At 63.0% G+C, this 25,086-nt stretch carries 20 protein-coding genes and 1 pseudogene; 9 read left to right on the top strand and 12 right to left on the bottom strand.

Annotated elements, in window-relative coordinates:
- Positions 1–8: 8 nt before the first annotated feature.
- The gene (locus HDG32_RS15305; RefSeq protein ID WP_184068388.1) at positions 9–1,079 is read right to left on the bottom strand and encodes a VOC family protein; all 1,071 of its coding nucleotides are present in this window, start codon (positions 1,077–1,079) and stop codon (positions 9–11) included.
- Positions 1,080–1,136: 57 nt separating this feature from the next.
- Positions 1,137–2,798, bottom strand: coding sequence for an FAD-dependent monooxygenase (locus HDG32_RS15300; protein WP_311539899.1), 1,662 nt, complete (start codon positions 2,796–2,798; stop codon positions 1,137–1,139).
- 142 nt (positions 2,799–2,940) lie between these two features.
- Here HDG32_RS15300 and HDG32_RS15295 point away from each other — a divergent pair, with 142 nt between their 5' ends.
- The gene (locus HDG32_RS15295; RefSeq protein WP_184068385.1) at positions 2,941–3,684 is read left to right on the top strand and encodes a TetR/AcrR family transcriptional regulator; all 744 of its coding nucleotides are present in this window, start codon (positions 2,941–2,943) and stop codon (positions 3,682–3,684) included.
- A gap of 171 nt (positions 3,685–3,855) precedes the next feature.
- Here the strand turns inward: HDG32_RS15295 and HDG32_RS15290 are convergent, their stop codons facing one another.
- The 6 genes from HDG32_RS15290 to HDG32_RS15265 form a co-directional block, all read right to left on the bottom strand.
- Positions 3,856–4,545, bottom strand: coding sequence for a membrane integrity-associated transporter subunit PqiC (locus HDG32_RS15290; RefSeq protein WP_184068382.1), 690 nt, complete (start codon positions 4,543–4,545; stop codon positions 3,856–3,858).
- Positions 4,542–6,137, bottom strand: a complete 1,596-nt coding sequence (locus HDG32_RS15285; RefSeq protein ID WP_184068379.1) for an intermembrane transport protein PqiB — start codon at positions 6,135–6,137, stop codon at positions 4,542–4,544. The genes HDG32_RS15290 and HDG32_RS15285 overlap by 4 nt, the downstream gene beginning before the upstream one ends.
- A 67-nt stretch (positions 6,138–6,204) precedes the next feature.
- The gene (locus tag HDG32_RS15280; RefSeq protein ID WP_184068376.1) at positions 6,205–7,545 is read right to left on the bottom strand and encodes a paraquat-inducible protein A; all 1,341 of its coding nucleotides are present in this window, start codon (positions 7,543–7,545) and stop codon (positions 6,205–6,207) included.
- A gap of 182 nt (positions 7,546–7,727) precedes the next feature.
- Entirely contained in the window at positions 7,728–9,191 is a 1,464-nt protein-coding gene (locus tag HDG32_RS15275; RefSeq protein WP_184068547.1) for an efflux transporter outer membrane subunit, read from the bottom strand.
- 2 nt (positions 9,192–9,193) lie between these two features.
- The gene (locus HDG32_RS15270) at positions 9,194–12,367 is read right to left on the bottom strand and encodes an efflux RND transporter permease subunit (protein ID WP_184068373.1); all 3,174 of its coding nucleotides are present in this window, start codon (positions 12,365–12,367) and stop codon (positions 9,194–9,196) included.
- A complete protein-coding gene (locus tag HDG32_RS15265; RefSeq protein WP_184068544.1) occupies positions 12,364–13,452 on the bottom strand; it encodes an efflux RND transporter periplasmic adaptor subunit in 1,089 nt (362 codons plus the stop codon). The genes HDG32_RS15270 and HDG32_RS15265 overlap by 4 nt, the downstream gene beginning before the upstream one ends.
- Before the next feature lie 503 nt (positions 13,453–13,955).
- Here HDG32_RS15265 and HDG32_RS15260 point away from each other — a divergent pair.
- Positions 13,956–14,711, top strand: coding sequence for a TetR/AcrR family transcriptional regulator (locus tag HDG32_RS15260; protein WP_184068370.1), 756 nt, complete (start codon positions 13,956–13,958; stop codon positions 14,709–14,711).
- Positions 14,712–14,834: 123 nt separating this feature from the next.
- On the opposite strand, the gene HDG32_RS15255 is transcribed toward HDG32_RS15260, so the two are convergent.
- A complete protein-coding gene (locus HDG32_RS15255) occupies positions 14,835–15,890 on the bottom strand; it encodes an AI-2E family transporter (protein ID WP_184068541.1) in 1,056 nt (351 codons plus the stop codon).
- A gap of 241 nt (positions 15,891–16,131) precedes the next feature.
- On the opposite strand from HDG32_RS15255, the gene HDG32_RS15250 reads away from it, so the two are divergent.
- The 3 genes from HDG32_RS15250 (at position 16,132) to HDG32_RS15240 (ending at position 17,949) form a co-directional block, all read left to right on the top strand.
- Positions 16,132–16,632, top strand: a complete 501-nt coding sequence (locus tag HDG32_RS15250; protein ID WP_184068368.1) for a hypothetical protein — start codon at positions 16,132–16,134, stop codon at positions 16,630–16,632.
- A 645-nt stretch (positions 16,633–17,277) separates the two neighbouring features.
- Positions 17,278–17,634 (top strand): hypothetical protein, encoded by a 357-nt coding sequence (locus tag HDG32_RS15245; RefSeq protein ID WP_184068365.1) that lies wholly within the window; start codon positions 17,278–17,280, stop codon positions 17,632–17,634.
- 57 nt (positions 17,635–17,691) lie between these two features.
- Positions 17,692–17,949 (top strand): hypothetical protein, encoded by a 258-nt coding sequence (locus HDG32_RS15240; protein WP_184068360.1) that lies wholly within the window; start codon positions 17,692–17,694, stop codon positions 17,947–17,949.
- A gap of 607 nt (positions 17,950–18,556) precedes the next feature.
- Here HDG32_RS15240 and HDG32_RS15235 read toward each other — a convergent pair.
- Complete coding sequence (locus HDG32_RS15235) at positions 18,557–20,848, bottom strand: FdhF/YdeP family oxidoreductase (protein ID WP_184068357.1); 2,292 nt, start codon at positions 20,846–20,848, stop codon at positions 18,557–18,559.
- A gap of 32 nt (positions 20,849–20,880) precedes the next feature.
- Here HDG32_RS15235 and HDG32_RS36400 point away from each other — a divergent pair, with 32 nt between their 5' ends.
- Together HDG32_RS36400 and HDG32_RS15225 are read left to right on the top strand one after the other, a co-directional pair.
- Positions 20,881–21,156, top strand: a complete 276-nt coding sequence (locus HDG32_RS36400) for a hypothetical protein (RefSeq protein WP_260336479.1) — start codon at positions 20,881–20,883, stop codon at positions 21,154–21,156.
- Between the two features lie 145 nt (positions 21,157–21,301).
- The gene (locus HDG32_RS15225) at positions 21,302–21,817 is read left to right on the top strand and encodes a hypothetical protein (protein WP_184068538.1); all 516 of its coding nucleotides are present in this window, start codon (positions 21,302–21,304) and stop codon (positions 21,815–21,817) included.
- 199 nt (positions 21,818–22,016) lie between these two features.
- On the opposite strand, the gene HDG32_RS15220 is transcribed toward HDG32_RS15225, so the two are convergent.
- The gene (locus HDG32_RS15220) at positions 22,017–22,880 is read right to left on the bottom strand and encodes an MBL fold metallo-hydrolase (RefSeq protein ID WP_184023474.1); all 864 of its coding nucleotides are present in this window, start codon (positions 22,878–22,880) and stop codon (positions 22,017–22,019) included.
- A 78-nt stretch (positions 22,881–22,958) separates the two neighbouring features.
- A pseudogene (locus HDG32_RS15215) lies at positions 22,959–23,309 on the bottom strand (nitric oxide dioxygenase); the annotation flags it as partial.
- Positions 23,310–24,362: 1,053 nt separating this feature from the next.
- On the opposite strand from HDG32_RS15215, the gene HDG32_RS15210 reads away from it, so the two are divergent.
- Both HDG32_RS15210 and HDG32_RS15205 read left to right on the top strand, forming a co-directional pair.
- Complete coding sequence (locus HDG32_RS15210) at positions 24,363–24,614, top strand: hypothetical protein (RefSeq protein ID WP_184068354.1); 252 nt, start codon at positions 24,363–24,365, stop codon at positions 24,612–24,614.
- A gap of 70 nt (positions 24,615–24,684) precedes the next feature.
- Complete coding sequence (locus HDG32_RS15205) at positions 24,685–25,026, top strand: hypothetical protein (protein WP_260336477.1); 342 nt, start codon at positions 24,685–24,687, stop codon at positions 25,024–25,026.
- Positions 25,027–25,086 lie beyond the last annotated feature (60 nt).

Below are 25,086 nucleotides of genomic sequence, written 5' to 3'. Positions count from 1 at the left end.
GGGGTGGTTCAGGCGAAAAGCTTCGCCAACGTGCGCAGCTTGCTCAACGTCAGGTCGGGGCTGCGGCGCAGGTTTCTGAAAAGTGCCACGACGCTCGCGGGTGTGAACCTGGGCTTCGTGAAGCTGCGTGGCATCGTCGGTCCCCATTGCGCCATCGCTTCGCGGCTCACGGCATGGACACCCGTCGGCGCGTCCGCCGTAAAGAGGTCGCCGTCGCAATAGTGCTCGTGCTTGTCTCCCCACGGATCCTGCCAGTAGTCGAACACCTGGCTGCCCAGGATATGTCGGCCGATCCCCCATGCGTGCGTCCAACCTTTGTCGCGCAGAATGCGTTGGCCCATGCCAACCGCGTCGGCGTCAACGACTTCGTACGCGCTATGGCTGTAGGTGGGCACGAAGCCTTGTGCAAGCGCGAGCGTATGGTGATCGGCTGGCTTGTCGCCGAGATCGAGCCGCATGAACGCGACGGCGGGCGAACCATCGGGAAGCACCTGCACATCGCTGGGGATGAAGCCGAAATGCCGCGTATACCACGCGCAGGTTTCCTGATAGTCGACGAGTTCGAGCACGACGTGTCCGAGCCGGATAATTTCCGGCGCGCCTTCGGGCGGTCGCTGCGTCCCGTTGATCCGGACCGTCGCATCCACGGAGTTGAACGGCAAGGGTGGCCGATGAGACAACGTCGAAGCTGGCTGCTGGCCCCATATCGCGTCGACGCGAAAGCCTGAAGGATCGGTCAGCCGTACCGTATAGCCGCCGCCGGGCAGGGGCGAGCGTTCGACGTCCGAGGCGCCCGGCAGTTTTGCAAGTGCATCAAGCTCGGCCCTGTTGTCGACCTGTAGCCCAAAACCAACGAACCGGGGTTTCGAGGCCTTCCGGACGACATAGCAGAAGTGTGAGGCACCCGTTCCCCGCAGCAGCAGGAGCGCTTCACCGCGCGATACCGTTCGGAGCCCGAAGTCACTGAGAAATTGCTCGGCTTTCTCGAGATTTGGCCGGTCGAATATCAGATAGGCCAATGCCGACGCTTTCGTCGTAGGATCGGGGTGACGGGCTGGTTGTACTGTGGTCAGGTTCATGGCGATAAGAGATCACACGGTGTGAATGGGGTTTCGAGATGGCATGCGGCTTCGCGATCACTGCATGACCCAGCAGTGCTGACCTAGCAAGGAAAGACTCTCGCGCACGAGCCGCGACGCATCGGTCGCCGGGCCATCGTGAACGACGGTCTTGTCGGGCCGCACCACGGCGGCCCAACCAACCGGTACGAGACGCGGAAGGAACACACCGTCGAGGTCCTCCCAGCTGTCATGCCGAGCGAGATGCGGCCGCTCTCCACGGTGTGCGATCTGCACAGTGCTTCCGCCGGCACGCGCGAAGGCTGCTGCCTCAGAAGAATCAAGCGAGGCTCGGGCATCTGTGCCAAATCCAATCAGCACCAGACCCTGCCCGAACACCTCGTCGCTCGGACGCGCCTTGCCATCCGAACCACGTACCCGCCCCTGCCCAATGACTGCGCCGCGCACAAGCTTCGTCGGCGAGCGGCCTTTGACAAACACACCTCTTCTAGTTGTTTTTTTCGGCTGGATCTGCGATTCCTCGGGCTGCGCACGCAGCGGGAGCACCGGTGGCGACAATTGCATTGGCCCATGAGCCCACAAGGCAATGCCGCCATTGCGCGGCGTGACGAGCTTTCTCATGAACCTTGCGAGCTTTGTTATCGCCTTCTCGTGGGGCCGCCTCTCCTCGTCGTAAGTGTCGAGAATGCGTGAATCCGCTCGCCCCTGCACCACCCATGCAAGCTTCCAGCACAGGTTGGCGGCATCTCGCAGTCCCGCGGCCAACCCTCGGCCGACGGATGGAGGCCCAATGTGCGCGGCGTCGCCCGCGAAGAACACACGCCCCCGGCTGAATGCATTAAGGGTTCGCGATCGGAAGCGATACACCGCCCTGCGCTCGATCATCGAGTCTTCCGGGTTGCCCGATGGAGCGACCACCTCGCGTATGCGGACCTCGGCTTTCATGTTCTCGTGGCGCTCGTCCGGCTGCAGCATAAACTTCCAGCGCTCACGCCCGCTGCGACCGACCATGCACCGGTTTGGCGGACGGTGATCGGAGATGAACTCGATATCATCGGCTGGGCGCGAAAGATGCCGCGCAGCGGTAACGAGCCATTCCTCGGCAAATGTCTTACCCCAGAAGTGCGGCCCGATAGTCTGCCGAACCAGTGAATACGCCCCGTCTGCACCGACCACGTAGCGCGCCCGGACGATGTGAGGGCGGCCGTGATCAAGCTCCAGCGACACGAGCACATGGTCGCCTTCTTCCGTGAAGCTCCCCAGTTCGACACCTGGCGCGATATGCACACAGTCGTATTTCTCGAGCCGGGCCCGCAGGCACCGCTCAAGTTCGTGCTGGTACAACGTGACGGGCTTCTGATAGCCATCCTGGCGGCTCGCCGAACTGATCTGGCCGACCTGCCCCAGGCTGGGCGTTCTCATCCGCACATATGGAATGGTGCTGGTCTCGAAATCGGGCTCCCCAATGCCCGCAAGCTGAAGGATGCGCAGCGCGTCGTTATCCAACTCGATTGCCTGGCGCGCGATGGAAACCTCGGTCGACTTGTCGACAATCAATACATGCACGCCGTAGCGCGCCAGTAGATTGGCAATCGTTGCACCGACAGGTCCGCAACCCACCAGTAAGACGTCAACCACCGACGGTAATGCGCCAATCGGCGGACGAACCTGTTCATGCCGGCTCCACGGCGCGGCGTCGTCCTTTGCTGCTGTCTCCACAGTCACTCCAGATGTTGTCTGTTGTACTTGTATGTAAGGCCGGCCTTCGGGTCGTCTTTAATGACATTAAAGTCATTCTTGACCGTTTTGTCAACCTAGACATTACGATCTATACTTAGGCATAACCAAGCTTGGATCCATCATGCCGAACACTACAAAGCGTCCTACCCGTGCGGCGCCAGTCGCCCCGGTTGCCGTTCCCGAACAACGCGAGCCGCGCGGTGCGCGTCGCAAGCGCGAGACGCGTGCCCGTCTGCTCGACGCCGCCCTCAGACTGATGGCCGAAAAAGGCATGGAGGGCGTGGCGATCAATGAAATCACCGAAGCCGCTGATGTCGGCTTTGGCTCGTTCTACAACCACTTTGAATCGAAGGAGGCGATTTACGCGACGCTTGTCGACGAGGTGTTCGAGGATTTCGCTAACATGATGGATCGCCTCGCCGCTGGCCTTTCCGACCCGGCCGAGGTGATCGCTGTCGCCGTGCGTCATACGGTCCTGCGTGCGCAGCAAGACCCCGTGTGGGGACGTTTCCTGGTACGTGAAGGGTTTATTCCGACGCATGCGATGAGCCGCGGACTGGGCCAGCGGCTGCTGCGCGACATTGTGAATGGCATTGCCGTGAAGCGCTTTGTGGTCGCCGACCCGTTCATCGGATTTCTTGCGGTAGCCGGTACGGTCCTCTGTGCAATCGCCGCCGAGCTGAACTTCGTCGCACCGGGCGCGCCCGCGGCAAGCGTACTCAAGGAGCTTGGCTTTAGCGGGGAGCACTTCCCTGAGCGTACTGCAGCAGTGCTGCTGCAGACACTCGGACTCAAGCGCGCGGAGGCGGAGAAGATTGCAGCGCGTCCGCTGCCGGTCGTGGAGGAGACTGTCGACGCCGATTGAATCAAGAGGTCCGGCGCCATCGGTCTGATCGGCCTGAAGTCAGCCGGGTGCGGCCCGGCGAAGAAGCCCGGTCGGGCCGCTAGCGATTAAGCTCAATCACCTGCTAAAGCCTCGACGCTAGCAATCAGCTCGCGCTCCTTGTCGGCGTGATGCACCAATTCCAGAATCGGTTCAGCCTGCTAGCGCCGGGCATAACAACGCCGAACTTCTCGTACTCGCAGGGATGCGCGCCGGTGCAACGGCGGACACGGTAGGCGCTGCCGAAAATTCCCGGACGACTTCGCCAATTTGAGTGCCTATCCTTCTCACTGCGACTCGATGGCCGTTGACGAGTGCATCGTAGCCGGCCGATACGGGCTGGCTGACTATGCTGCGGCAGGTCAATGTTCGTGAGTCGTTCGACTTGCGTACACTCCAGGTGACGTCAAGCAGCGCGTGTGAGCCCGGCCACGATTCAAAACGCTGCACGTCGACGGAGACCTGATACGTGCGAGCGTCCTCGGCGTGACCAGACCGGTACGTGTCGGGGCCGCCCGCCTGTCGAGTCGCGGCCGCGAGCAGCGCATTGCGGATCTCGTCTGCAAGCGGCGATGCCCAGCGCTCGTCTTCCAGAATCCTGACGCGCGCCGCATCGACCTGTACGACGAGCTGGCTCCTTGCCACTGAAACCGGCACCTTCACCATGCGCATGTCGATCCGGAAGGCCGGACTGACCGTAACGTTTGCGCGCGTCGGTTCGCTGTCAGTGCCGAGGGTATAGAAGCGGGCCGGCGGGGAAGCACAGGCGCTCAGCGCGGCCAGACCCATGACGGTCGCAATACGGGCGATCGCGCGCCACACGCGGGATTGGATCAGTTTCATCGTTGGTCTCCTTTCTTGCCGAACAGGAGCGCCTGGGGATGACGTTCCAGATAATCGGCGAGCGCATTGAGGGATTGCAGGGTGCGCGTCAGTTCCTGCATCGCATCCTGGATGTCCGACTGCAGGGGCGCGGTCTGCCGGAGCGTCGTTTCGGCGGTACTGAAGGTTTTCTGCGCGGCCGCCAGGGTGTCGCGGGCTTGCGGAACGACCTCTGTGTCCATGTGCCCGAACAGCTTGTTGGCGTTTTCAAGTGCGCCGTTAAGATTGGCTCCGATCTTGTCGAACGGCACCTGATTCAGCTTCCTCGCAATATCGGCAATCTGCACCTGAAGTTCGTCAAGGGTGTTAGGCACAGTCGGCAGTTCAATAGGATTGCGATGAACATCGACGCTCGCCCGAGGCGCTTTCGGAAACATGTCGAGCGCCACGAATAGCTGGCCTGTCAGCAGGTTGCCGGTTCGCAACTGACCGCGCATTCCCTCCATGACGAGGTTTTGCAGCAACGCGTGACCACCCTGCGAGTTCGGAGCCGGTAGCGCTTCGTTGGAGCGCCGGCTGAGCCGGTCGGGATACAGCGCCAGCGATACCTTCATGCTGAAACTCTTCTCCTTTTCGTTATATTCGATACCGATGTCCGTCACCTGCCCCAGCGCGATGCCTCGAAGGTCGACAGGAGCGCCGACAGACAGGCCGCGCAGCGACTGGTTGAACCGCATCACGACATTGAGCGGCGCGCCGTCGGGCTCGCGCATCGCGTCCGACTCGTCCGATGCGAGTCGGAACGCCGCCTTGTCAGCGGCCGGTTGTCCGGCGTCCTGACCCGGCGGCGACTGGAACGCCAGGCCTCCGACGACCACCGTCGCCAGAGATTGTGTATTGAGCTTCAATCCATTCGAATCGAGACGGAGGTCAACACCGCTTGCGTGCCACCACCGTGTATTGGTGCCGACATACTGGTCAAACGGGGCATTGACGAAAACATTGACGATGACACCGGTGCCGTGCGGATCGAGCGAGAAGCCGACCACCTGGCCTACCTGGATGCGATGGTAGAAAATCGGCGCGCCGATATCGACGGAGCCCAAGGAGTCGCCTTTCAGCGTGTACTGATGTCCCGGCTGTCCAGAAGTGACAATAGGTGGACTTTCGAGACCGACAAACGCGGTTTGCCTTTCCGAAGACTTCCCGACGTCGACACCGATATACGCGCCGGAGAGCAGCGTACCGAGGCCCGAGATGCCGTTAGCGCCCACGCGCGGGCGAACCACCCAGAAGCGCGTGCCGCGGCTTGCGAATTTTTCTGCCTGTTTGGTCAGCTCGATCGTGACGATGACGTGCTGCAGGTCCTTTGACAGCGCGACCGCCTGTACCGAACCGATCTCCACGTCCTTGTATTTGACCTTCGTTTTGCCCGCCTCCATGCCCTCAGCGTTGCCGAACGTGACCGTCACTGTCGGTCCCTTGTCGGTGACGGATTTGACTACCAGCGCCACACCGATCAGCGCACAGATGAGCGGCACTAACCAGATGAGGGAGGGAATCCAGCGTTTTCGCGGCTTGATGTCAGGTTTGGGTGGCGTGGGAAGATGCATCGCTCGGAGAGTAGTTCGCAAATATGAGGTTATTTAGGAGTGCGGACGCCGCTAGAACGGTATTCGTTCATCGCCGTGAACCACGCGCTGGCCCGCAGCGGACGTTGTCCCAGATCAGCCGCGGATCGAACTGATGCGACGCGAGCATGGTGAGAATCACCACCGCGCCGAAAGCCAGCGCCCCCGGACCGGCAGTGACAACCGCAAACGAACCGAAATGCACCAGCGCGACCGTCAGTGCGACAACGAAGATATCGAGCATCGACCACCGGCCAACGCACTCGACGAGCCGATGCAGCCTCGCGCGTTCGAGCGGCTGCCAGTCCGGACTGCGACGGGCCGCTACGATTTGCAGCGTGAGAATGGCGAGTTTGAGCATCGGCACCACGACGCTGGCTACGAACACGACGACGGCGAGCGGCCAGTCGCCTGAAGTCCAGAAGTACGCCACGCCGCCGAGGATCGTGTCGTCCTCCGAGTGGCCGAGGGATGACGCGTGCATGATCGGCAACAGATTCGCGGGTATGTAGGCGAGCGCGGCGGCAAGAACCAGACTCGACGTGCGCGTCACGCTATCGGGATGGCGCGTGTGCAGCACCGATTCGCACCGCGAGCAGCGCTGCTCTGACGACGCCGCGATGTGCTTCTGCACCAGTCCACAGGTATGACAGGCTATGAGCCCGGCGCTGCGCGCCGTCATATGCGCCGCCGGCGCGGGCTTCAGGCCGAAGAACGTCGGGGCTCGCGCGGTGCACCTGCGCTTCACTCTGGTCCAGCGGATCTCAGCGGGTTGTCGAAACTTTATTTCGTCCCGCGTCGACCAGAGCACGCGCGGGTCGAAAGTGGCGAGAAACGCCAACATCAACGTGAGTGCACCGAATGCAAACAGTCCTGGCCCAGGGATCACCTGCGCCATGCTGACCATTTTCACGATCGTGATGACCACGCCGAGCATGAACACTTCGATCATGCCCCATGGACGGATGAGCTGCACGACGCGAAGCATTCGATTGAAATGACGTACTACCTTGCCAAGGCGCAGCGGAACCAGCACATAGAGAAGGGCGAGGAGTTCGATCAGCGGAAACAGGATCGCCGAGCAAAAGACCATCGTTGCGACGATGCGCATGTGGCCCGTCCACAACGAGCGCACCGCGCCGAATAGCGTCGCCGCCGACGTCATACCGTTGGTCTGCAGTTGTATGACCGGGAAAGCCTGCGCAATACAGAATGTGATCAAAGCTGCAACGGTGAGCGCACCAATCCGGTCGAGCGGCACGCCCGCTCCCTGCGTTCCTTCCAGGCCCGCACGGCAGCGCGAGCAGCTCGCCGTCTGCCCGCCCCGCAGCAGAGGCTTGCGAAACAGCAGATCGCACTCGTGACAGGCGATCAGTTTCTTATATTCCATACAGGGAACTGGACAACCTGAAGTTCTGGCGCGTTCGATGCACGTGAAGTCCGGCTTGTCCTTCCCGTGCGTGGGCGCATTCTGATTTCGGATAGAAAACGACTGCTCCGATACCCGCCGGTACAGTCGAGGAAGAGCGGCCTGATCGGCAGGTCGCTCTTCCCGTCTTCATCGACACGCGATCATTGCGACGACGCTGTTTGCGGCTGGCCCGGCGGCAGTTCGCCCATCGCCTGGAACAGTGCGACGGTATCGTTCATGCGCTGGCTTGCCGCGCGCACGGCGCCGATCTGTGCGTTGAGAAAGCGCTGCTCGCTGGCATACTGTGCCGTTGACGGCAGCGAACCCATGCGGCGGCGCGACGCGGTATCGTCGAATCCCGCCTGCGCTGCCTGTGCCGCTGCTTCCGTCGACGCGAGTGTCTGTGCGTCGTTATCCAGCGCGGCAAGCGAATCCGCGACATTCTGGAACGCCGACAGAACGGTGGACTTGTAGTTCAGCACCGCCGCATCGTAAGCATCGATCGACGCCTTGCGGTGCGCGAACAGCGCGCCGCCATGGAAAATCGGCTGCGACAGTCCCGCACCGATCGCCCACAGCCCGCCCGCGCCCGAGAGAAGCTCCGGCCAGCTAAAGGCGCCGCGGCCCATCGAGGCCGTCAGCGACAGGCTCGGAAAGAGCTGCGCGGTCGCAGCGCCGACATCGGCGGCGGCGGCCTTCACGGCGGCGTCGGCTGCCTGAATGTCGGGGCGCGAACGCAGCAGGTCCGACGGCACCACGACGGGCACGTGTTCGGGCAACGTCAGGCTGTCGAGATCGGGAACGGCCGGGGCGTTGTCCGGCGTGCGCCCCATCAGCACCGCGAGCGCATGGATGGCTGTGGCGCGCTGCTGGCGTAACGCAGGAAGACTCGCCGCAGCCGAAGCCGCATCCTGCGTCGACGCAAGCGCCTGCGCACGCGAGACCGAGCCGAGTGCGTAGCGGTGCTGGTCCTCGTCCGCGGCCGTCCTGGCCACGGCGACGAGCCGTTCGGTGAGCGCGATCTGGCGATCGAGTGCCGCCACGCTGATGGTCGTACCGACGATGTTTGCCGCCAGCGCGCGCCGCGCCGCCTCCAGTTGATACGCCTGCACGTCTACGCGAGCGGCGCTGGCCGCATTCGCCGAACGCGTCGCACCGAACAGGTCAAAGGTGTAGGACGCGAGAAACTGTCCGGCAAAAAAGTTATAGCGAACCTCGCTGGGGCCAATGCCGGGCACAAGCGGTGAACGCCCGCGATCGACTTGTGCTGCAGCATCGATTGAAGGCAGCGTCGATGCGCCGACCTGGGCGCGCAGCTCCTGCTGCGCGGCTGCGAGCGTCCGCTGCGCAGCCCCGAGCGTGGGGCTGTTGCGCAAGCCTTCCTCGACCAGTGCACTCAGCGCGTCCGACCGGTAAAGCTGCCACCATTGCGGAACGCCCACTGCGCCGATATCGAACTGCTGCGCCACGCCGCCCGCTGCGACGGTCTTCGCCGGCTGTGCCTCGGCACCGTAGTGCGCAGGCGAAGGCATCGCCGGGGGCGCGCCGTTCGGGCCGAACGTGCAGGCCGTCAGTGCGATGGCCACAGCCACGGCCATCACGGATGTCTTGTAGGCGAAGCTCATCATCAAACCTCCATCTGCTCGGCGACGACCGGTTGCGTTCCGCGCTCGTCGTGCCGGACCCTGAAGCACGCCGCGTACAGCGCGGGCAGGAAGAACACGGTCAGTACCGTCGCGATCGTGATACCGCCCATCAGTGCGGTCGCCATCGGACCGAAGAAGCCCGAGCGCAGCAGCGGAATCAGCGCGAGGACGGCGGCGGCGGCAGTCAGCATGATCGGCCTGAAACGCCTTATCGTTGCGCCGATAATCGCGTCGAAGCGCGGCTGCCCTGCCGCGATGTCCTGATCGATCTGGTCGACCAGAATCACGGAGTTGCGCATGATGATGCCGAACATGGCAATCACGCCCAGCAGCGCGACGAAGCCGAAGGGCTTGCCGAACAGCAGCAGCGCGGCCACGACGCCAATCAGGCCGAGCGGCGCCGTCAGCACGACGATGAAGGTCCGCGCGAAGTTCTTGAGCTGGATCATCAGCAACAGCAGCACGGCGATGATCATCAACGGCATTTCGGCATTGATCGACGTCTGGCCCTTCACGCTTTCTTCGACCGCGCCGCCCACCTGAATGCGATAGCCGACCGGCAGCTTGGCGGTTTCCGCCGCGAGCGCACGTTCGATGTCGTGGGTCACGTCGATGCCCTGCGCGTCGCCGCGCACGTCCGCCTGCACCGTGATGGTCGGCTGGCGGTCGCGTTGCCAGATGACGCCGTACTCGAGCGTATTGCGCACGTGGCCGAGCGAACCGAGCGGCACCGGGCCGTGGGGCGTCGGAATCGCGAGACTGGTCAGCTGCGCCGGATTGACACGTTCGCTCTTGGGCGCACGCAGATCGACGTTGATCAGCTTGTCGCGCTCGCGGTACTGCGTCACCGTGTAGCCCGATAGCGTCATCGCGAGGAAGTTCGACACGTCTTCCGACGTGACGCCAAGCTGGCGCGCGCGGTTCTGATCGATCTCGAACGAGATCGAGCGCTCCGCCGGCTCGTCCCAGTCGAACTGGACGTTGCGCGTGCGGGGATCGGCGCGGACCTTGTCCGACACCGTCTGCGCAATCGATCGGACGGTCGCGATATCGTCGCCGCTCACGCGGAATTTGATCGGGAAGCCGACCGGCGGACCATTCTCGAGCCGGGAGACGCGCGCTCGCACGCCGGAGAAATCCTTCTCGAGTTTGCCGTCGAGCCAACGCATCAGTTCCTCGCGGTTTTCCACGCTTTTTGCGGTAATCACGAACTGCGCGAAATTCGGCTGTTGAAGCTGCTGGTCGAGCGTCAGGTAAAAACGCGGCGCGCCGGTGCCGACGAAGTCGACGAAGTGGTCGATCCCGGCTTTGCCGTCGAGCACCTTTTCCAGGCGCTTCGCTTCACGCAGCGTCGCTTCGAACGAGGCGCCTTCCGGCAATCGCAGATCGACCAGCAGTTCCGGCCGTTCCGAGTTCGGGAAGAACTGCTGCGGCACGCGCGTGAAGGCCAGCATGGAAATCGCGAAAAGCACGACGGTGACGCCGAGCACGACCCAGCGACGCTCGACGCACCACGCAACCCATCCCGACAGGTGCCGGTAGAAGCCGGTGTTGCCGATTTCATGCGGATCATGGTGTGCACCGCCGGGTTGAGGCTTGCGTTCCGGCAGCAGGTGATAACCCAGCAACGGCACCAGCACGACGGCCGCGAACCACGAAACGATCAGCGCGATGGCCGACACTTCGAAGATCGAACGCGTGTATTCGCCCGTGCTCGATTTGGCGAGCGCAATCGGCAGGAAGCCGCATACGGTGACGAGCGTGCCTGTGAGCATCGGGAATGCAGTGCTGGTATACGCGAACGCTGCCGAGCGCGCCCGGCTCCAGCCCTGTTCCAGCTTCACCGCCATCATTTCGACGGCGATGATCGCGTCGTCGACGAGCAGGCCTAGCGCGAGCACGAGCGTACCGAGCGAGACCTTGTCCAACCCGATATTGAAGATGTGCATGCAAAGCGCCGTCACCGCCAGCACGATCGGAATCGTGATCACGACGACCATGCCGGTGCGCAAGCCGAGCGAGACGAGGCTCACGACCAGCACGATCGCCACCGCTTCGCCAACCGATTTCACGAACTCGTCCACCGAGTGCTTGACCGCGTGCGGCATGCTCGAAACCGCCGCGAGTTTCAGACCCGCCGGCAGCGTGGCCTGCAGTTCGGCGGCTTTTGCGTCGAGCGCCTTGCCGAGGTCGATCACGTCGCCGCCCTTTTGCATCGTCACGCCGATGCCGAGCACCGCCTGGCCGCCGACGCGCATCTGGGTCGCCGGCGGGTCGTCATAACCGCGTGTGACCTTCGCGATGTCGCCCAGCCGGAACGTGCGCTTGTTGATGGTGATCAGCATGTCGGAGAGCGCCTGCACATCCTTGAGCGCGCCGCTCGGCCGCACGAACACGCGGTCGTCCGCGGTCGTGATGGTGCCGACGGGCGCCACGGCATTCTGTGCGTCGATCGCCTGCGCGAGCTGTTGCGGCGTGATCGAAAGCCGCGTGAGCTGCGCATTCGATATCTCGACGAAGATGTGCTGATCGGGGTCGCCAAAATAGTCGACCTTCGCCACACCGGGTATGCGCAGCAGGACTGTGCGCAGCTTGTCAGCGTAGTCGTGCAGTTGCGCCGGCGAAAAGCCGTCGCCTTCAAGCGCATAGATGTTGGTGTAGACGTCACCGAATTCGTCGTTAAAAAACGGGCCGACGGTTCCCTTCGGCAGCGTCGCGGCAATGTCGCCGACCTTCTTGCGCACCTGATACCAGGTTTCCGGCACTTCCTTGACGGGCGCGGAGTCCTTCATGGCGAAGAAGATCATCGACTCGCCAGGCCGCGAGTAGCTCTTGATGTTGTCGATGTTCGGCGCGGCCTGTAGCTGGCGGCCGATCCGGTCCGTGATCTGTTCCTGTACCTCGCGCGCACTCGCACCGGGCCAATAGGTCTTGATCACCATCGTGCGGAAGGTGAACGGCGGGTCCTCCGACTGAGCGAGTTTCGTATAACCGATCACGCCGAAAAGCGTGACGAGCCCGATCAGAAAGATCACGAGCTGCTGATGACGCAGCGCCCAGGAGGAAAGATTGAAGCCGCCTTCGCCAGATTTGTCTGCCCCGGAAGACGGGACCGGCGCGCTCTCGCGCACGGGTTCTTGGTCACGGGAGTTCATGACGGGAAATCCTCCCGATGCAGGGGCGCCACCACCTGCACGTGCTGGCCCGTGCTAACGGCGTGCACGCCCTGCACCACGACGCGGTCGCCGTCGTGGAGGCCCGATGCGATGGAGACCGTGCGCTCGTCGTATCGCTGCACCGTCACAGGACGCAGCTCGAGTGTGTCGGTGCCGGTACGCACCACCCAGACAGCAGGGTTCTCGCCCTGATGAAAGAGCGCCGTCACCGGCACAGTGAACGGCTGTGCGCCCGACGCGTCACCGACGACATCGAACGCAACGGTGGCCGTCATGCCGAGGCGCACTGCAGGGCTGGGCGCGTTCAGGGTGAGCTTGACGCGCCAGGTGCGGCTTTGCGGATCAGCGCTAGGCGACACCTCGCGCACGCGGGCCTCGAAGGTCTTGCCGGGTAGCGCCGGCAGCGTTACGCGCGCCATGCTGCCAACTGTCAGCGAGCTCAGCGTGCGCTCGGGCGCGTCGCAGACGATGTCTACGTCGCCCGTCCAGTCGAGGTGATAGATGGATTGGGTTGCCTGAACGTTCTGGCCCGTGTCGGCGTCCTCCGAGGTAATCACGCCGTCGTGGTCCGCTGTCAGCGTCGCATAGCGCAGATTGTCCGAGGCGAGCGCCATCTGGGCGCGCGCCGAGTCGCGCTGCGCAACAGCGGATGCGTACGCGTCCTGCGTCTGTTCGAGCTGCGCCGGTGCAATCAGGTTTGCCTGCGCCTGCGCCTGATCGCGATCGAGCTGCTGCTTCGCGTAGACGAACCGGTGTTCGGCGGCATCGAGCTGCGCTCGCGCGTTGGCAAGGTTACTGCGCAGATCGGTCGGGTCGAGCAGCGCAACAACCTGTCCCGCCTTGACTGCGTCGCCGAGGCGAACGCGCCGTTCGATGATCTTGCCGCCCACCCGGAACGAAAGCGCCGTGGAGTAGCGCGCCTGCACCTGAGCCGGCAGCGACGCACTTGCCGTGCGCCCGTCAGCATGGACGGCCAGGGCGACCACGGGCTTCGGCTCTGGAGCGGCGGCTTCGCGCTGGTGGCATGCCGCGAGCATGACCGCGCAGCAAGCCGCAAGCACCATGCGTGCACACTGCGGAGATTGGACGAGGGAAGGTAAGAAGCGACGCGCAGGCGCCTGCGCGATAGGGCCGGAATGTTTCACGATGTTCACAAGACGGGTGATAACCCTGGTAAGAAAGTTTCCCGATGCCGTGCAAACCCGAGTGCCAGCAAGCACGGTTCGCTATCAGCGCGGACGCATAAAACAAGCTTCGTTGATACGTTAGTCCTACTTATCGACGTGCATGTCGGTACTTGCCATCTCGATGTGCCTCCACGCAACCAGTACGTGGGGCAGCGCCCGTTCATGCCTACCGCCCGGTGATCTGCGGGTCTGTCAGTTCCGGCCGAGGACTTGGGATCGACCGCTAACGGAATTTTTTCGCTCCGTCGGCATCGTTGGGTCCTTCGTACGTCCGGTTGTCGGCGTCGAGGGTGAGATTAGACCCAATACTGAGCATATTGTCAACTATGACATTAAAATCTAGAATACGGACATCGAATAATCACGACTACGAAGCCGACATGCCACAAGCCCCCACATCGCGCGCGAGCCGCGGACGCTCTCTCAAGGCGCCAAGTGCGTCCCGCGACGCGATCAATCGAAGCTATCCGCGCGGTGCCCGTCGCAAACGCGAGACGCGCGCGCGCCTGCTCGACGCTGCGCTGAAACTGGTGGCGGCCAAGGGTTTGAGCTCCGTCACCATTAACGAAATCACCGAGGCAGCCGACGTCGGGTTCGGCTCCTTCTATAACCACTTCGAATCCAAGGAAGGCATCTTCACGGCGCTCATCGAATGGCTGTTCGAGGAATTTGCGGATACGCTCGATCGCCTCGCCGCGGGGTTGTCCGATCCAGCGGAAGTGATCGCCGTCTCAGTCCGTCACACGCTCCTGCGGGCCTACCGCGAGCCAGTGTGGGGGCAACTTCTCATTCGCGAAGGTTTGTCGCCGCGCCTGCTCAGCAGGGGTCTCGGCCTGCGCCTGCTGCGCGATAGCGAGAAGGGCATTTCAGAAAGGCGCTTTGTGATCGCGGACCGGCTCATGTCCGTTATCACCGTGATTGGCACGGTGCTCGCGGGAATTGCCGCCGAACTGCAACTGGCCAACTCGTCGAAGCGGACCGTTCGTGCGCGAAAGGTGCTTCGCTCGAAGGAGGACAAGTTTGCCCAGCGAACCGCCGCCATTGTGTTGCAGGCGTTCGGTCTCACACGTGTAGAGGCCGAGCGGATCGCGCGACGTCCACTGCCCACCGTTCCCGATGCTCCGACCTTGCCGTGACAGTGCAACTAGCGCGGCGTTTCCGCGCCATCGCAGGTGCGGCCGCCCGGTGCGGTGCGGTGTGGGGTTGGTGGGTGGGCGGGGCGGGTGCCCGGACATCGAATCGGGCGATCGCGATGCCGGTCAGCCCTGGTAAAGCGCACTCGCGAGATAGCGGCGGCGCAGTTCCCGCAATGCCGATGCGAGGATGGCGCTGACCGGCAACGCGAGCAACACGCCGAAGAATCCGAACAGCCGCCCAAACGCCAGCAACGCAAAGATGACCGCGAGCGGATGAAGGCCGATGCGCTCGCCAACCAGTCTCGGCAACAGCACAAAGCTTTCGAGAATCTGGCCGACGCCATACACCGCGACCACCACGGCCACGCCATACCAGTCACCGAATTGCAGCAGCGCCGCCAGCAGCGCGAACGCGAGGCCGGTCGCAAAGCCGATGTAAGGGACGAATACTGCAAGCGCGCTAAACAAGCCGACGGGCACCGCCAGATCCAACCCTGCAATCGTCAGCACAGTCGGGTAGAACACGGCGAGCACTGCAATCACCAGCAATTGCCCGCGCAGATACTGCGACATCATGCGATCGATCTCTCCGACGAATTCCCGTGTCTTGCCGAGCCAGCGCCGCGGCACGAAGCTCGCCATGCGCGCGAACGCCTCGTGCCTGTCGTAGAGCAGATAGAACAGGACGAGTGGCATCAGCACCGCATTGCTCACGACATTGATCATCACGTTGCTGCTGGTGCGCAGGTACTGCCATACGGCAAGCATCGCGCCCTGCCCGTCCGCTTTGAGACGGGCCGCCAGCGCCTCGCGGATATTCGTCACATCGAGCGAATAATCCAGTCCCAGAAAAGCCAGACGCGGCTTCAGCCATCCATCGAGTTTTGCGACGATAAATGGAATTTGCCTGATGAGTTCCGGCCCTTCCTTCTGGACAACTACGCACATGAGCAGCATGACGAGTGCGACGGACAGAGCAAACAAAGACATCATCACCAGCGCCGCAAGGCCGCGCGGAATGCGATGGCGTACCAGCCACTCCACGCCCGGCTGCAAAATGTATGCGACGAGCGCACCGAGCAGAAACGGCGTGAGAACGGCACGCAGGTTCCACAGCAACACGCCGGCCGCTAACGCAACGGCGCCCCAAAACAGAGATTGACGATGGTATACAGTCATAAGCGCGCCCACTGGGCGAGTGATCGAGTGGCTTTCGTCGTTGAGCCGAAGCATCGGCGGAAGTATCCGTCTTAACCGCAGGAGCCGGCGATGCCGGGTCGCCGCGCGGCGCATCCGTCAGATCGGCGTCGCGCCGCTAGCCGCGCTGTGGGTACGCCTGTCATCACCGTGCTGGCGCGACGGGTCTTGCGGCGTCGCCGGTTTGCTGGTGCCTGTCTGCGATTGGCCGCCGGGTTGCCCGGTGACTTCGATCCACAATGGACGCGCCATCGGATCGGGCGGCGACATCATTGCCGGTGCTGGCATCGCGGGAACGACAATCGCGATGACGCGCGGCGTGGGCATCACGGTCGTGGAACAACCGCAGACCGTCGCAACAAGCGGGAACGAGCACAGCAAGGCGAAACAGAAGCGCGGTCGGCGCGTCATTCCCGCCACCGATGCAGCGAATCGTTCAGGTCTGGTTGAGCAGTCATGGGTGACATCTCCACGGTTGATTCAGCGTGCGCTGGCATTGCGGCGACTCGCCTACAGCAACTTCGCGGACGGGCCACTATGTGATAATATTATCACATTCGCGCGATCGGTCAATATTGATTCTAAAGATCGAGCCGCGCTGCATCCGCCATCGGCGGTACGCCGTGCGCGCTGCCGGTCCGACTCCCGGCCAGTTCGCAGACGCGCAGCGGGCTCAGTGCGTCAGGACGCTCGGGTGCGCGGCGAGGCGCTCGACCTCGAGTAGCGCCTGACCAAGCACATCGATAGCTCCATTCGTGGTGGAGGCCGTAGCAGCGCTGCGCAACGCGTGCTGAACGATTTCGTGAATGACGTCCGTGTTCGATGAACCGGCGTGGAACGTAAGTTGGTGTGCCATAAGTATTCCTGCGTAAAAACGAAGCCTGTTTCAGGTGGACGCAGTATAAGCAAAGCGCGCCGCCATTCGACGCGCGCAATTATGAGTTGCAAGATCTTCAATACACGGTTTGCGTGAATCGCGAATCGCTGACATACGAACAACAAGCGGAACGTATTCCGATACCCACGTAGCGTCTTGTCGACGAATGGCGATGGAAGCGCGCATGCTCGACGGCTGATCTCGTTTGTGTAACGACCAGCGGATACAGTCGAAGCGAATTGCTGCGTGTCATTCAGACAGCCCGCACCGCCCTTGCCTCCGGACACACTAAAGAAGCACACACTGCTTCAGCGCAATCGGCTACAACCTTGCAGCGACGGCAACTATCCGTTGCCCCGTAGATGCTTGTAAGCCGACCGTAAGTGACTAGACTGGCACCAACGAACTGGCAAACAGCACTCATGCCTCGCCAGACCGTTGTTCCCCAAACACCGCGTCTCCTGCATCCGACGCTCGATATGGAGTCTGATCATGCCAAAGTCGAAGACCTTCATCCCCGTCCCTGTTGTCGCGTCGATCCTGTCCTTCTCGACCGCCGCATTCGCTAGCAGCAGCGGTCCCCAAACCTATGAGCAAGCGGCTGTGCAACCGGTTCAGCGTCAAACGGTCGGCTACCATGACCACACGGGCGCCAATACACAACATGCAATGGACTTTCAGGCGGCGGTTGCCCGCGTGGAAGCCCAGCGGCAAGCGTTCAACAACTGCGGCGGGGTGACTAGTTCGTCCGCTCCCCTCCCGTCAGACAACGTAGCGTCGGGTAGCCCCGTCGACTTCAGTACCGCAACAGCGTCCTGGCGTTACAAGGCAACCTTGGCCGCGCGTTGATACGGCTCGCGGCTGCTAATCGCATCAAAATCAAACAACCAACTGTAGAGAATTGAAATGAAAAAGACCTTCCTTGTACTGTTCGCCTTCCTTACCAGCACATCCGTGCTTGCGCAAAGCAATCTGCCGCAGCAATTGCCGTCGCAGCAGCCAGCGTCCGCCGAGCAACCGTCCACGAAGCAGCTTTCACAGGGTGGGCCGCAGCTTCCGCAACCTCCACAGCTTCCGCAACTTCCGACACAAGCGTCGACGCAACTTCCGAACCAGCTCCCGACACAAGCGTCGACGCAAGTCCCGACCCAGCTTTCGAAATAACCCCGTATGGCTGCGCAACCCGCGCAGCCATACCTGGGAGACCGGCGATTGTCGCGGCTAGCCGGATTCTGTTCATCGCCGTAGGCGCATGTGATGCACGACGGCGTTTGCCGGCGATTCGTTCACGTCGTCGGCAAATCGCTGGCCGCGAGACCGTGGTTGGTTGAGCAATAGACTGCTCTCAACCCTTCCTCAGCAATTCCTCAGCAATTCGATAAGGCGCGGCATCTTCGCCGGCCGCCTGCGGGTTTCGGCGATCGCATGGACTGCGTGTCGCGTGCGGGGGCTGCCGACGCGATGAAACGGACGATGCCGGGTTGCCGGCAAATCGAACCGCAGCCCGGAGGCAGCGATGGAACGCCATGAGCGCTTCCGGAGAAACGCTATCCCCGAATCCGTAGGGGACGTCGCAGTATCCGAACACTATGTGGCGTCGTGCGCTGTCCTTCAGTGCTGGGTAACGGACATCACGCGTTGCGGGCCGCTGGCCCGACTATGAAGAAGGAGATGGGCACGCGCTTATCATGCCCTTCACGCGCTGCACGGGTGTAATTCGGCGGCCGGCGCAGGTAACGATGCCGGCCTCTTTGTATCCACGAAGCACTGATCACCGCGTGGCCGCCAGTACGCGCACCGGAATCGACTTCGCGCCCGGCACCTTGCTCTCTTTCGCGTAGTGCCATAGCGGCAGCAGCGGATTGCATTCCGGGTAATAGCCGCCGATGCATCCCTGCGGCACGTCGAACGGCACGACGGTCAGTCCGTCGACGTGCCGCTCGACGCCGTCGTCCGCGATCGTCTCGAGGCAGATGCGGTCGCCGTGCGCGAGTCCGCGCTTCTCCATGTCGACCCGATTCATCAGAATCACCATGCGCGAACCCTTGATGCCTCTGAAGCGGTCGTCGAGGCCATAGATGGTCGTGTTGAACTGGCTGTCGCTGCGCAAGGTCATCAACCGCAGCGAATCGGGCTCACGCGCGGGCATGTCCGGATCTTCGCCGATCGAAGTCGGCACCATGAATTCGGCCTTGCCGCTTTTGGTCTTCCACTTGCGCTCCCGCGCCGGCAGCGGCCGGATCACGCCGCCGGGTGTCCACATACGCGCCTCGAAATCACCGAACATCTCGGGCCATGTCTTCGACATCTCCAGACGCACGCGCGAATAGTCGTCGCGCCATGCATCCCAGTCGACACTCGAGCGCTCGCCGAGCGTCGCCTTCGCGATGCCCGCGACGATGAACGGCTCCGAGCGGATCGTCGGCGCGGCCGGTTCGGCCATGCCACGCGAGCCATGAAAGTGCGCCGTGCTGTCTTCCATCGACACCGCCTGCGCGCCGCCCGCCTGCCGGTCGATCTCGATGCGGCTCAGACACGGCAGCAGATACGAGCGCTGGCCGTGCACCAGGTGGCTGCGATTGAGCTTGGTCGCCACGTTGACGGTCAACCCGAGCGCGGCCCACGCCGGTTCGGTGCGCACCCGGTCGGGCACCGAGCGCACGAGGTTGCCGCCGAGGTTGATCATCGCGTTGACCTTGCCGTCGAGCATCGCCTCGAAGGCCTCGACGATGTTCATGCCTTTCTCGCGCGGCGGCTCGAACGAAAACTGTCTGGCCAGTTGATCGAGCGGCGCGAGCTCCGGCTTTTCGGTAATGCCGACCGTGCGCTGCCCCTGCACGTTCGAATGCCCGCGCACCGGCGACGGCCCCGCGCCCGGCTTGCCGATATTGCCGCGCAGCAGCAGCAGATTGCACAGCATGCGCACGTTCTGCACGCCCATCCGATGCTGCGTGAGACCCATGCCGTAATGGATGATCACCGCGTTCGCCTTCATGTACTCGTCGGCGGCTGCCCGGAGCGCGTCGCGCGGCAATCCGCTCACTCGCTCGATGTCGTCCCAGTTCGCGTCGCGCGCGTACTGAGCGAATTGCTCGTAGCCGTTCGTATGCTCGCGGATGAAATCGACGTCGACGACGCGCGCGTCGCCCGTGCTCACCGCGCGATCGTCCGCTTCGATGACGAGCTTGCAGATGCCGAGGATCGCGGCGGTATCGCCACCCGTCTTCACCTGGTGGTATTGCGTGCTGATCTGCGTATCCGTGGGGGTGAGCATCTCCAACGCTGACTGCGGGTTTGCGAAATGCAGCAGCCCCGGCTCGCGTAGCGGATTGAACGTGATGATCGGCACGCCGCGTTTGCGCGCGTCCTGCAACTGATGCAGCATGCGCGGGCTATTGGTGCCGACGTTCTGGCCGAAGAAGAACATCAGGTCGGTCTTCTCGAAGTCGTCGAGCGAGACCGTACCGACGCCCACGCCAATCGCTTCCTTGAGGCCGACGCTGGTGCTTTCGTGGCACATGTTCGAGCTGTCAGGCAGATTGTTGGTGCCGTACATGCGCGCGAAAAGCTGCAGCATGTACGAGGTTTCCAGCGAAGCGCGGCCCGACGTGTAGAACACCACGCTGGCCGGGTCCAGCGTGCGCAGCTCGGCGCCGATCGCATCGAATGCTTCCTGCCACGGCACCGGCACGTAGCGGTCGGTAGCCGGGTCGTAGCGCAGCGGCTCGGTCAACCGCCCCGCTTCCTCGAGATCGTGGTCGTGCCATTTGGCGAGCTCGCTGACCGTGTGGACCTCGAAGAAATCGGGCGTTACGCGTTTGGCCGTCAGATCCCACGCGGTCGCTTTCGCACCGCTTTCGCAAAACTCGAACGTATGCGGATCGGCCGGCTTCGCCCACGAGCAGCTGACACACATGAAACCGCCGGGCTTATTCTGATGCATCAGAACCTGGCTATCCTTCAGCGGTGCTTTTTCCTGCAGCAGGATTGTCGCCACCGCCTTGACCGACCCCCATCCGCCCGACGCGTAGGGATACGCGTCGTTTTTGTCTTCCTTGTTCATGAGTCCACCCGTTTGGCCATAAATGTCACGTCATGACGTATCAGCACATCGCGTTCCCGGCTGCGGCGCCGCGTCGCGGTACGATGTTTGCTGCGTCGCAGGCTGACTCGCCGTGCCGCAAGCCAACCGCCAACTTCATGACCGACACCTCCATCCCGCGCGACACGTCCGCCAGTCTGAACGCGATGCGCAGGACGCTGCGCGAAGTGTTCGGGATCAGCCGGCTGCGCCCCGGCCAACGGGACATCATCCGCAGCGTCATTGCGGGCGCGCTCTCGGCAACGCATCGAACTCGTCGTCGTCGATGAAGCGCACTACGTATCGCGGTGGGGCCACGATTTTCGGCCGGCATTCCTGCGCATCGTCCGCGCGGAACGCGCCATGCTGCTCCTCGCGCGTACCGCCGTCCGCGATCATGGGGCGTGCGTTTGCGCGCCCGAACCGGAGCCTGCCATGAAAACGCTCGAGCACAAAATCGGTTCTCCGTGGTATCAGGCCACCCGTGCGACGCTACGCCGAGCCGTCCCATCGGGGCTGTTGGCCGGCTGCGTGTCGGCGGCGACAGCCGCGGCGGCATCCACGGACGCATCGGGCAGCCCGCTCGCGCCGATCAATGCCGTCACCCACTGCCTGTGGCCGCAACGCGCGCTGCGTGAACGCGGCTTCAGCATCCGGCATACGGTGACCGGCTTCGCGATCCATCAGGCAGCCGCGATCTTCTGGGCAATGATGTTCGAGCAACTGGTTGACCGGATGGCCGGCCCCGACCCGTCACGACGGCCCGGCGCGACCGCGGTGGCCGCAGCCACGACCGTGGCGAGCGCGTATGTGGTCGACTACAAGGTGGTACCCAACAGGCTCACCCCTGGATTCGAGGCGCACCTGTCGCGCCGCTCGCTCGGGAACGTCTACGTGGCGCTCGGCGCGGGCCTGCTCGCGGCCGCGCTGCTGCGGCGGCCGGATCGATGAAATGCGCTCGCGCAAACAAGAGCCACCCGCCTTCAACCGGCATGGTCGCCGCAAGCGCATTTGAGAACGATGTCCCCTGGAATCCAAACGGAGGACAAAGGCAGTATAGGAAACGCGCCCCGCCGCGCACGATGCCTGGGCCAGGCGCAAGACGTGAGCGATCCGCGAAGCACCGGGCGCGCTCGCAAGCCTGCGAGCATCACGCCATCTGCTCCGCCGGCACCGCCACCGAACGGCCCGCGAGCCGCTCGAACTCGTCGACGTCGTGGCTGCAAAAAATCGTCAACGCGGGGCTCGCCCGCTTCGCCAGATCACGCAGGCGGCGCTGGTTGTACAGTCGCGCCGCGCGATCCTTTTCGAGCATCCACTGATAGAAGCGCAAACCGGGTGCGCAATGCGGACGCACCGGGTCGAGCTCGCCGTTGTCGAAATAGGCGTCGCCCGCGAGCAGCAACCAGCCGCCATCACCGTGTACCGCGACGCCCGCGTGACCATAGGTATGGCCTCGCAACGGCACGAGCGCGATCTCGCTCGCGAGTTCTTCGATCGGATGGACCTTGGCGAAGCCCTCCCAACGCTCGGTGTACTGCGGCGAATGCACGCGCCACATGTTCTGATACGACCACTGCTGCGGCCTGAAGCGCTGCCGGTCCAGCCACGTCTTCTGCTGCGCCGCGTATTGGCGCTCGCTCGCGAGCATGTGCACCGTCGCGTGCGGAAAGTCGTCGAGCCCGCCCGCATGGTCGAAATCGAGGTGGGTCATCACGATGTGGCGCACGTCGGCCGGGTCGAAACCGAGCCGCTCGATCTGCCTGATCGCCGTCATTTCATTTCGGAACTCAGGCTTCAGCAGCCTCAGGAAGAATTTGCCGAGGCGCGAATAGGGATCGGCGACATCGCGCAAACCGAAACCGGTATCGACGAGCACGAGCCCCGCCGGACTTTCGACGAGCAGACAATGGCAGGTCAGATGCCCGCGGCGGATCAACGAATCGGGGTGGCCGTTGAACAGCTTGCCGCACAGCGGGCAAGTCGAAATGCAGTTCAGATGGTGCACTTTCATGCCGCGCTCCCGGTCACGGTGACTGCATTCGTGCTTGTCGCTTCCGCGGCAGCCGTCGCGCGGCACGCGCCGTATGCGTCATTCAGCGAACAGATCCGGTCCGAACACCTCGTAGTGAATCTTCGACTCGTGAATGTCCATGTTTTTCAGTGCGTCGTGCTGCAGCCGCATGAAAGGAACGGGACCGCAGATGTAGTAGTCGGGCTCGGACAACAGGATCTCGTCGCGCAGCTTGCTGAGGTCGATGAAACCCGCGTTGTCGTAGTCGCGGCCCTGTACGTCGGTATCGAGCGGCGCGTCGTAGAACACGATCGCGCGGAAATTCGGCTGGGTGACGGCAGTCTGCTGCAGACGGCCGCGCATCGCATGCACCGCGCCGTTGCGCGCACCGTGAATGAACACCACGCGCCGCCGACGATCGGATAGTGCTCCGCCTTCACGAAAAGTTGAATGATCGTATAGCCGTGCGCGGCCAGAACCGGGGCCCTGGCCTTGACGATGTCCTTGGTTTTCTGCGTCAGCATTTCTTTCCTCCTGCAATAGGACGACTGGTTGCCTCGCTCGTGCGCGTAAATGGTGGGGTGGAATTGTCCGATCGCGCATACCCCTTCAAGCGTATCCAGGCGACCATGCTCCTCCAACCGATGCTCGCTGTCCACAAGCTGAAGGCCATGGACACGCCCGAGCAAACGCGCGCCGCGACACGTCCAACATCGGTCGTCCGATTGGAGACGAACGCGGGCCGGTCAGGAAACGTGCCGTGCGCGCCGACACGCGCTGGGAGCGTTTCCGTCAAGGTCCGAAAAACGTGTTGCAGAATTTGCCGGCCACGTTGCACGTCTGTTGACCCGAAGGTTGCACATTGGTGCGCTCGGCCGACGTCGCGCATCCACCCATCATGGCGACGGCAGATGTCATCACGAGCGTTCCGCGCAGCGCTGCCGCGCGCCGATTCTTCGCTGCGTGAGTCGCGTTGCGATCACCATCGCAACGCGCGGATGCGCCGCGCTTGCGTGCATCGGTAGCGCACGAGCCTTGTCCGACGTCAGGCATTTCGCCCTCCCTCGCGATAGTCACCACGTTCATCGTGCCACGCACAAAGGGATTTCCAACGAGGGTACCCGAGCGCTGGCGCGATCACCACACCGCCTTTTGCTATTTTGATCCAGATCAGAAGTTGACCGACTAACCGACGACGGCGCGAACTTCATTTGCACACGCTGTCATCACGACGTCACACCAACAGTCGAGCGTAGAAGCAATCCGGCGCGTGGGTTCGTCGAATGTGGGTTCCGCAAACTGCGGCGCGAGAGTGGACGGGGCTGTCCACAATGCGGCTGTCTCGGACAGCTCACTGCGATGTACTTTTTTTTTTGCAAATGCGAGCATGCTGAATCCGGCGTTTTCGGACATGTCATCAAGCCGGTATGACTTACTGTGAACGACGAGTAAGCTGGAGATAACAAAACGGGGAGAGAACCTGTGAAAGCCGCGCGTAATCACAACGACGTCACAAGGAAATTGACGCACATCAGCGCGATTGTCCAGCGCCTCGAACAACTCGTTCAATGCGACCGCGTCGACTGGCAGGGCACGGGAATTGCGGCGCCGGCTTACTGGCGCGCGCGCATCGAGGCCAACGCCGAACTGCCGCCGGCGCTGCAGCCGCAAGCGCGGCTCGCTACGCTCGAAGCACGGAGCCAGCGCCGCTCGAGCGCACAGGGCGGCAATTAGCGCCGCGCCCGTCGCGCATTATCATCGCGCACCGGCACGATCACACACTCACGCGACGAAGGACATGATGATGATGCGGACCTACGAATACCACGGGTTCACGATCGAGGTGACCGTCGAGGCGGATTTCACGTTGCGCCCCGCCGGGCGCGCGGCGGTACGCACCCGCTACGCGGCGGTGGTTCACATCTGTCAGGCGGGCGCTGCGGTCGCAACGTTCTCGCCGCTGCGCGTCGACATTGGAGGCAGCCGGCCGTTCGACACCGAGGCCGATGCGTTGATGGGCGGATATAGCGCGGCGCGCCGATTCGTCGACGACCTGTTCGCCCGTGCGGCGGATGCCGCGGACTCCGCGTTGAGCGCCCTCACGAGCAGCAAAGCAGTGCGCTCGCGGCAGCCGGCACCGCGTTGATCGATTGCTGGGCAGCGGGAATGGCGCATGCGGTAACCGCCGGCACCCTTTCCCTGGAGA

Origin of the sequence: Paraburkholderia sp. CI2, assembly GCF_014201055.1 — a bacterium.
In the GTDB taxonomy this organism is placed as follows: Bacteria; Pseudomonadota; Gammaproteobacteria; order Burkholderiales; family Burkholderiaceae; genus Paraburkholderia; species Paraburkholderia tuberum.
The sequence above is the reverse complement of the archived record's forward strand: the minus strand, read 5'-3'. Positions and strand labels throughout refer to the sequence as shown.

Excerpts from the sequence above, each read along its gene's own strand:
- HDG32_RS15280 (WP_184068376.1), bottom strand. The coding sequence starts at position 7,545 with ATGGAATATAAGAAACTGATCGCCTGTCACGAGTGCGATCTGCTGTTT.
- HDG32_RS15295 (WP_184068385.1), top strand. The coding sequence starts at position 2,941 with ATGCCGAACACTACAAAGCGTCCTACCCGTGCGGCGCCAGTCGCCCCG.
- HDG32_RS15290 (WP_184068382.1), bottom strand. The coding sequence starts at position 4,545 with ATGAAACTGATCCAATCCCGCGTGTGGCGCGCGATCGCCCGTATTGCG.
- HDG32_RS15305 (WP_184068388.1), bottom strand. The coding sequence starts at position 1,079 with ATGAACCTGACCACAGTACAACCAGCCCGTCACCCCGATCCTACGACG.
- HDG32_RS15240 (WP_184068360.1), top strand. The coding sequence starts at position 17,692 with ATGAAAAAGACCTTCCTTGTACTGTTCGCCTTCCTTACCAGCACATCC.
- HDG32_RS36400 (WP_260336479.1), top strand. The coding sequence starts at position 20,881 with ATGACGTATCAGCACATCGCGTTCCCGGCTGCGGCGCCGCGTCGCGGT.
- HDG32_RS15255 (WP_184068541.1), bottom strand. The coding sequence starts at position 15,890 with ATGACTGTATACCATCGTCAATCTCTGTTTTGGGGCGCCGTTGCGTTA.
- HDG32_RS15285 (WP_184068379.1), bottom strand. The coding sequence starts at position 6,137 with ATGCATCTTCCCACGCCACCCAAACCTGACATCAAGCCGCGAAAACGC.
- HDG32_RS15205 (WP_260336477.1), top strand. The coding sequence starts at position 24,685 with ATGATGCGGACCTACGAATACCACGGGTTCACGATCGAGGTGACCGTC.
- HDG32_RS15260 (WP_184068370.1), top strand. The coding sequence starts at position 13,956 with ATGCCACAAGCCCCCACATCGCGCGCGAGCCGCGGACGCTCTCTCAAG.
- HDG32_RS15235 (WP_184068357.1), bottom strand. The coding sequence starts at position 20,848 with ATGAACAAGGAAGACAAAAACGACGCGTATCCCTACGCGTCGGGCGGA.
- HDG32_RS15225 (WP_184068538.1), top strand. The coding sequence starts at position 21,302 with ATGAAAACGCTCGAGCACAAAATCGGTTCTCCGTGGTATCAGGCCACC.
- HDG32_RS15270 (WP_184068373.1), bottom strand. The coding sequence starts at position 12,367 with ATGAACTCCCGTGACCAAGAACCCGTGCGCGAGAGCGCGCCGGTCCCG.
- HDG32_RS15245 (WP_184068365.1), top strand. The coding sequence starts at position 17,278 with ATGCCAAAGTCGAAGACCTTCATCCCCGTCCCTGTTGTCGCGTCGATC.
- HDG32_RS15220 (WP_184023474.1), bottom strand. The coding sequence starts at position 22,880 with ATGAAAGTGCACCATCTGAACTGCATTTCGACTTGCCCGCTGTGCGGC.
- HDG32_RS15275 (WP_184068547.1), bottom strand. The coding sequence starts at position 9,191 with ATGAGCTTCGCCTACAAGACATCCGTGATGGCCGTGGCTGTGGCCATC.
- HDG32_RS15265 (WP_184068544.1), bottom strand. The coding sequence starts at position 13,452 with ATGGTGCTTGCGGCTTGCTGCGCGGTCATGCTCGCGGCATGCCACCAG.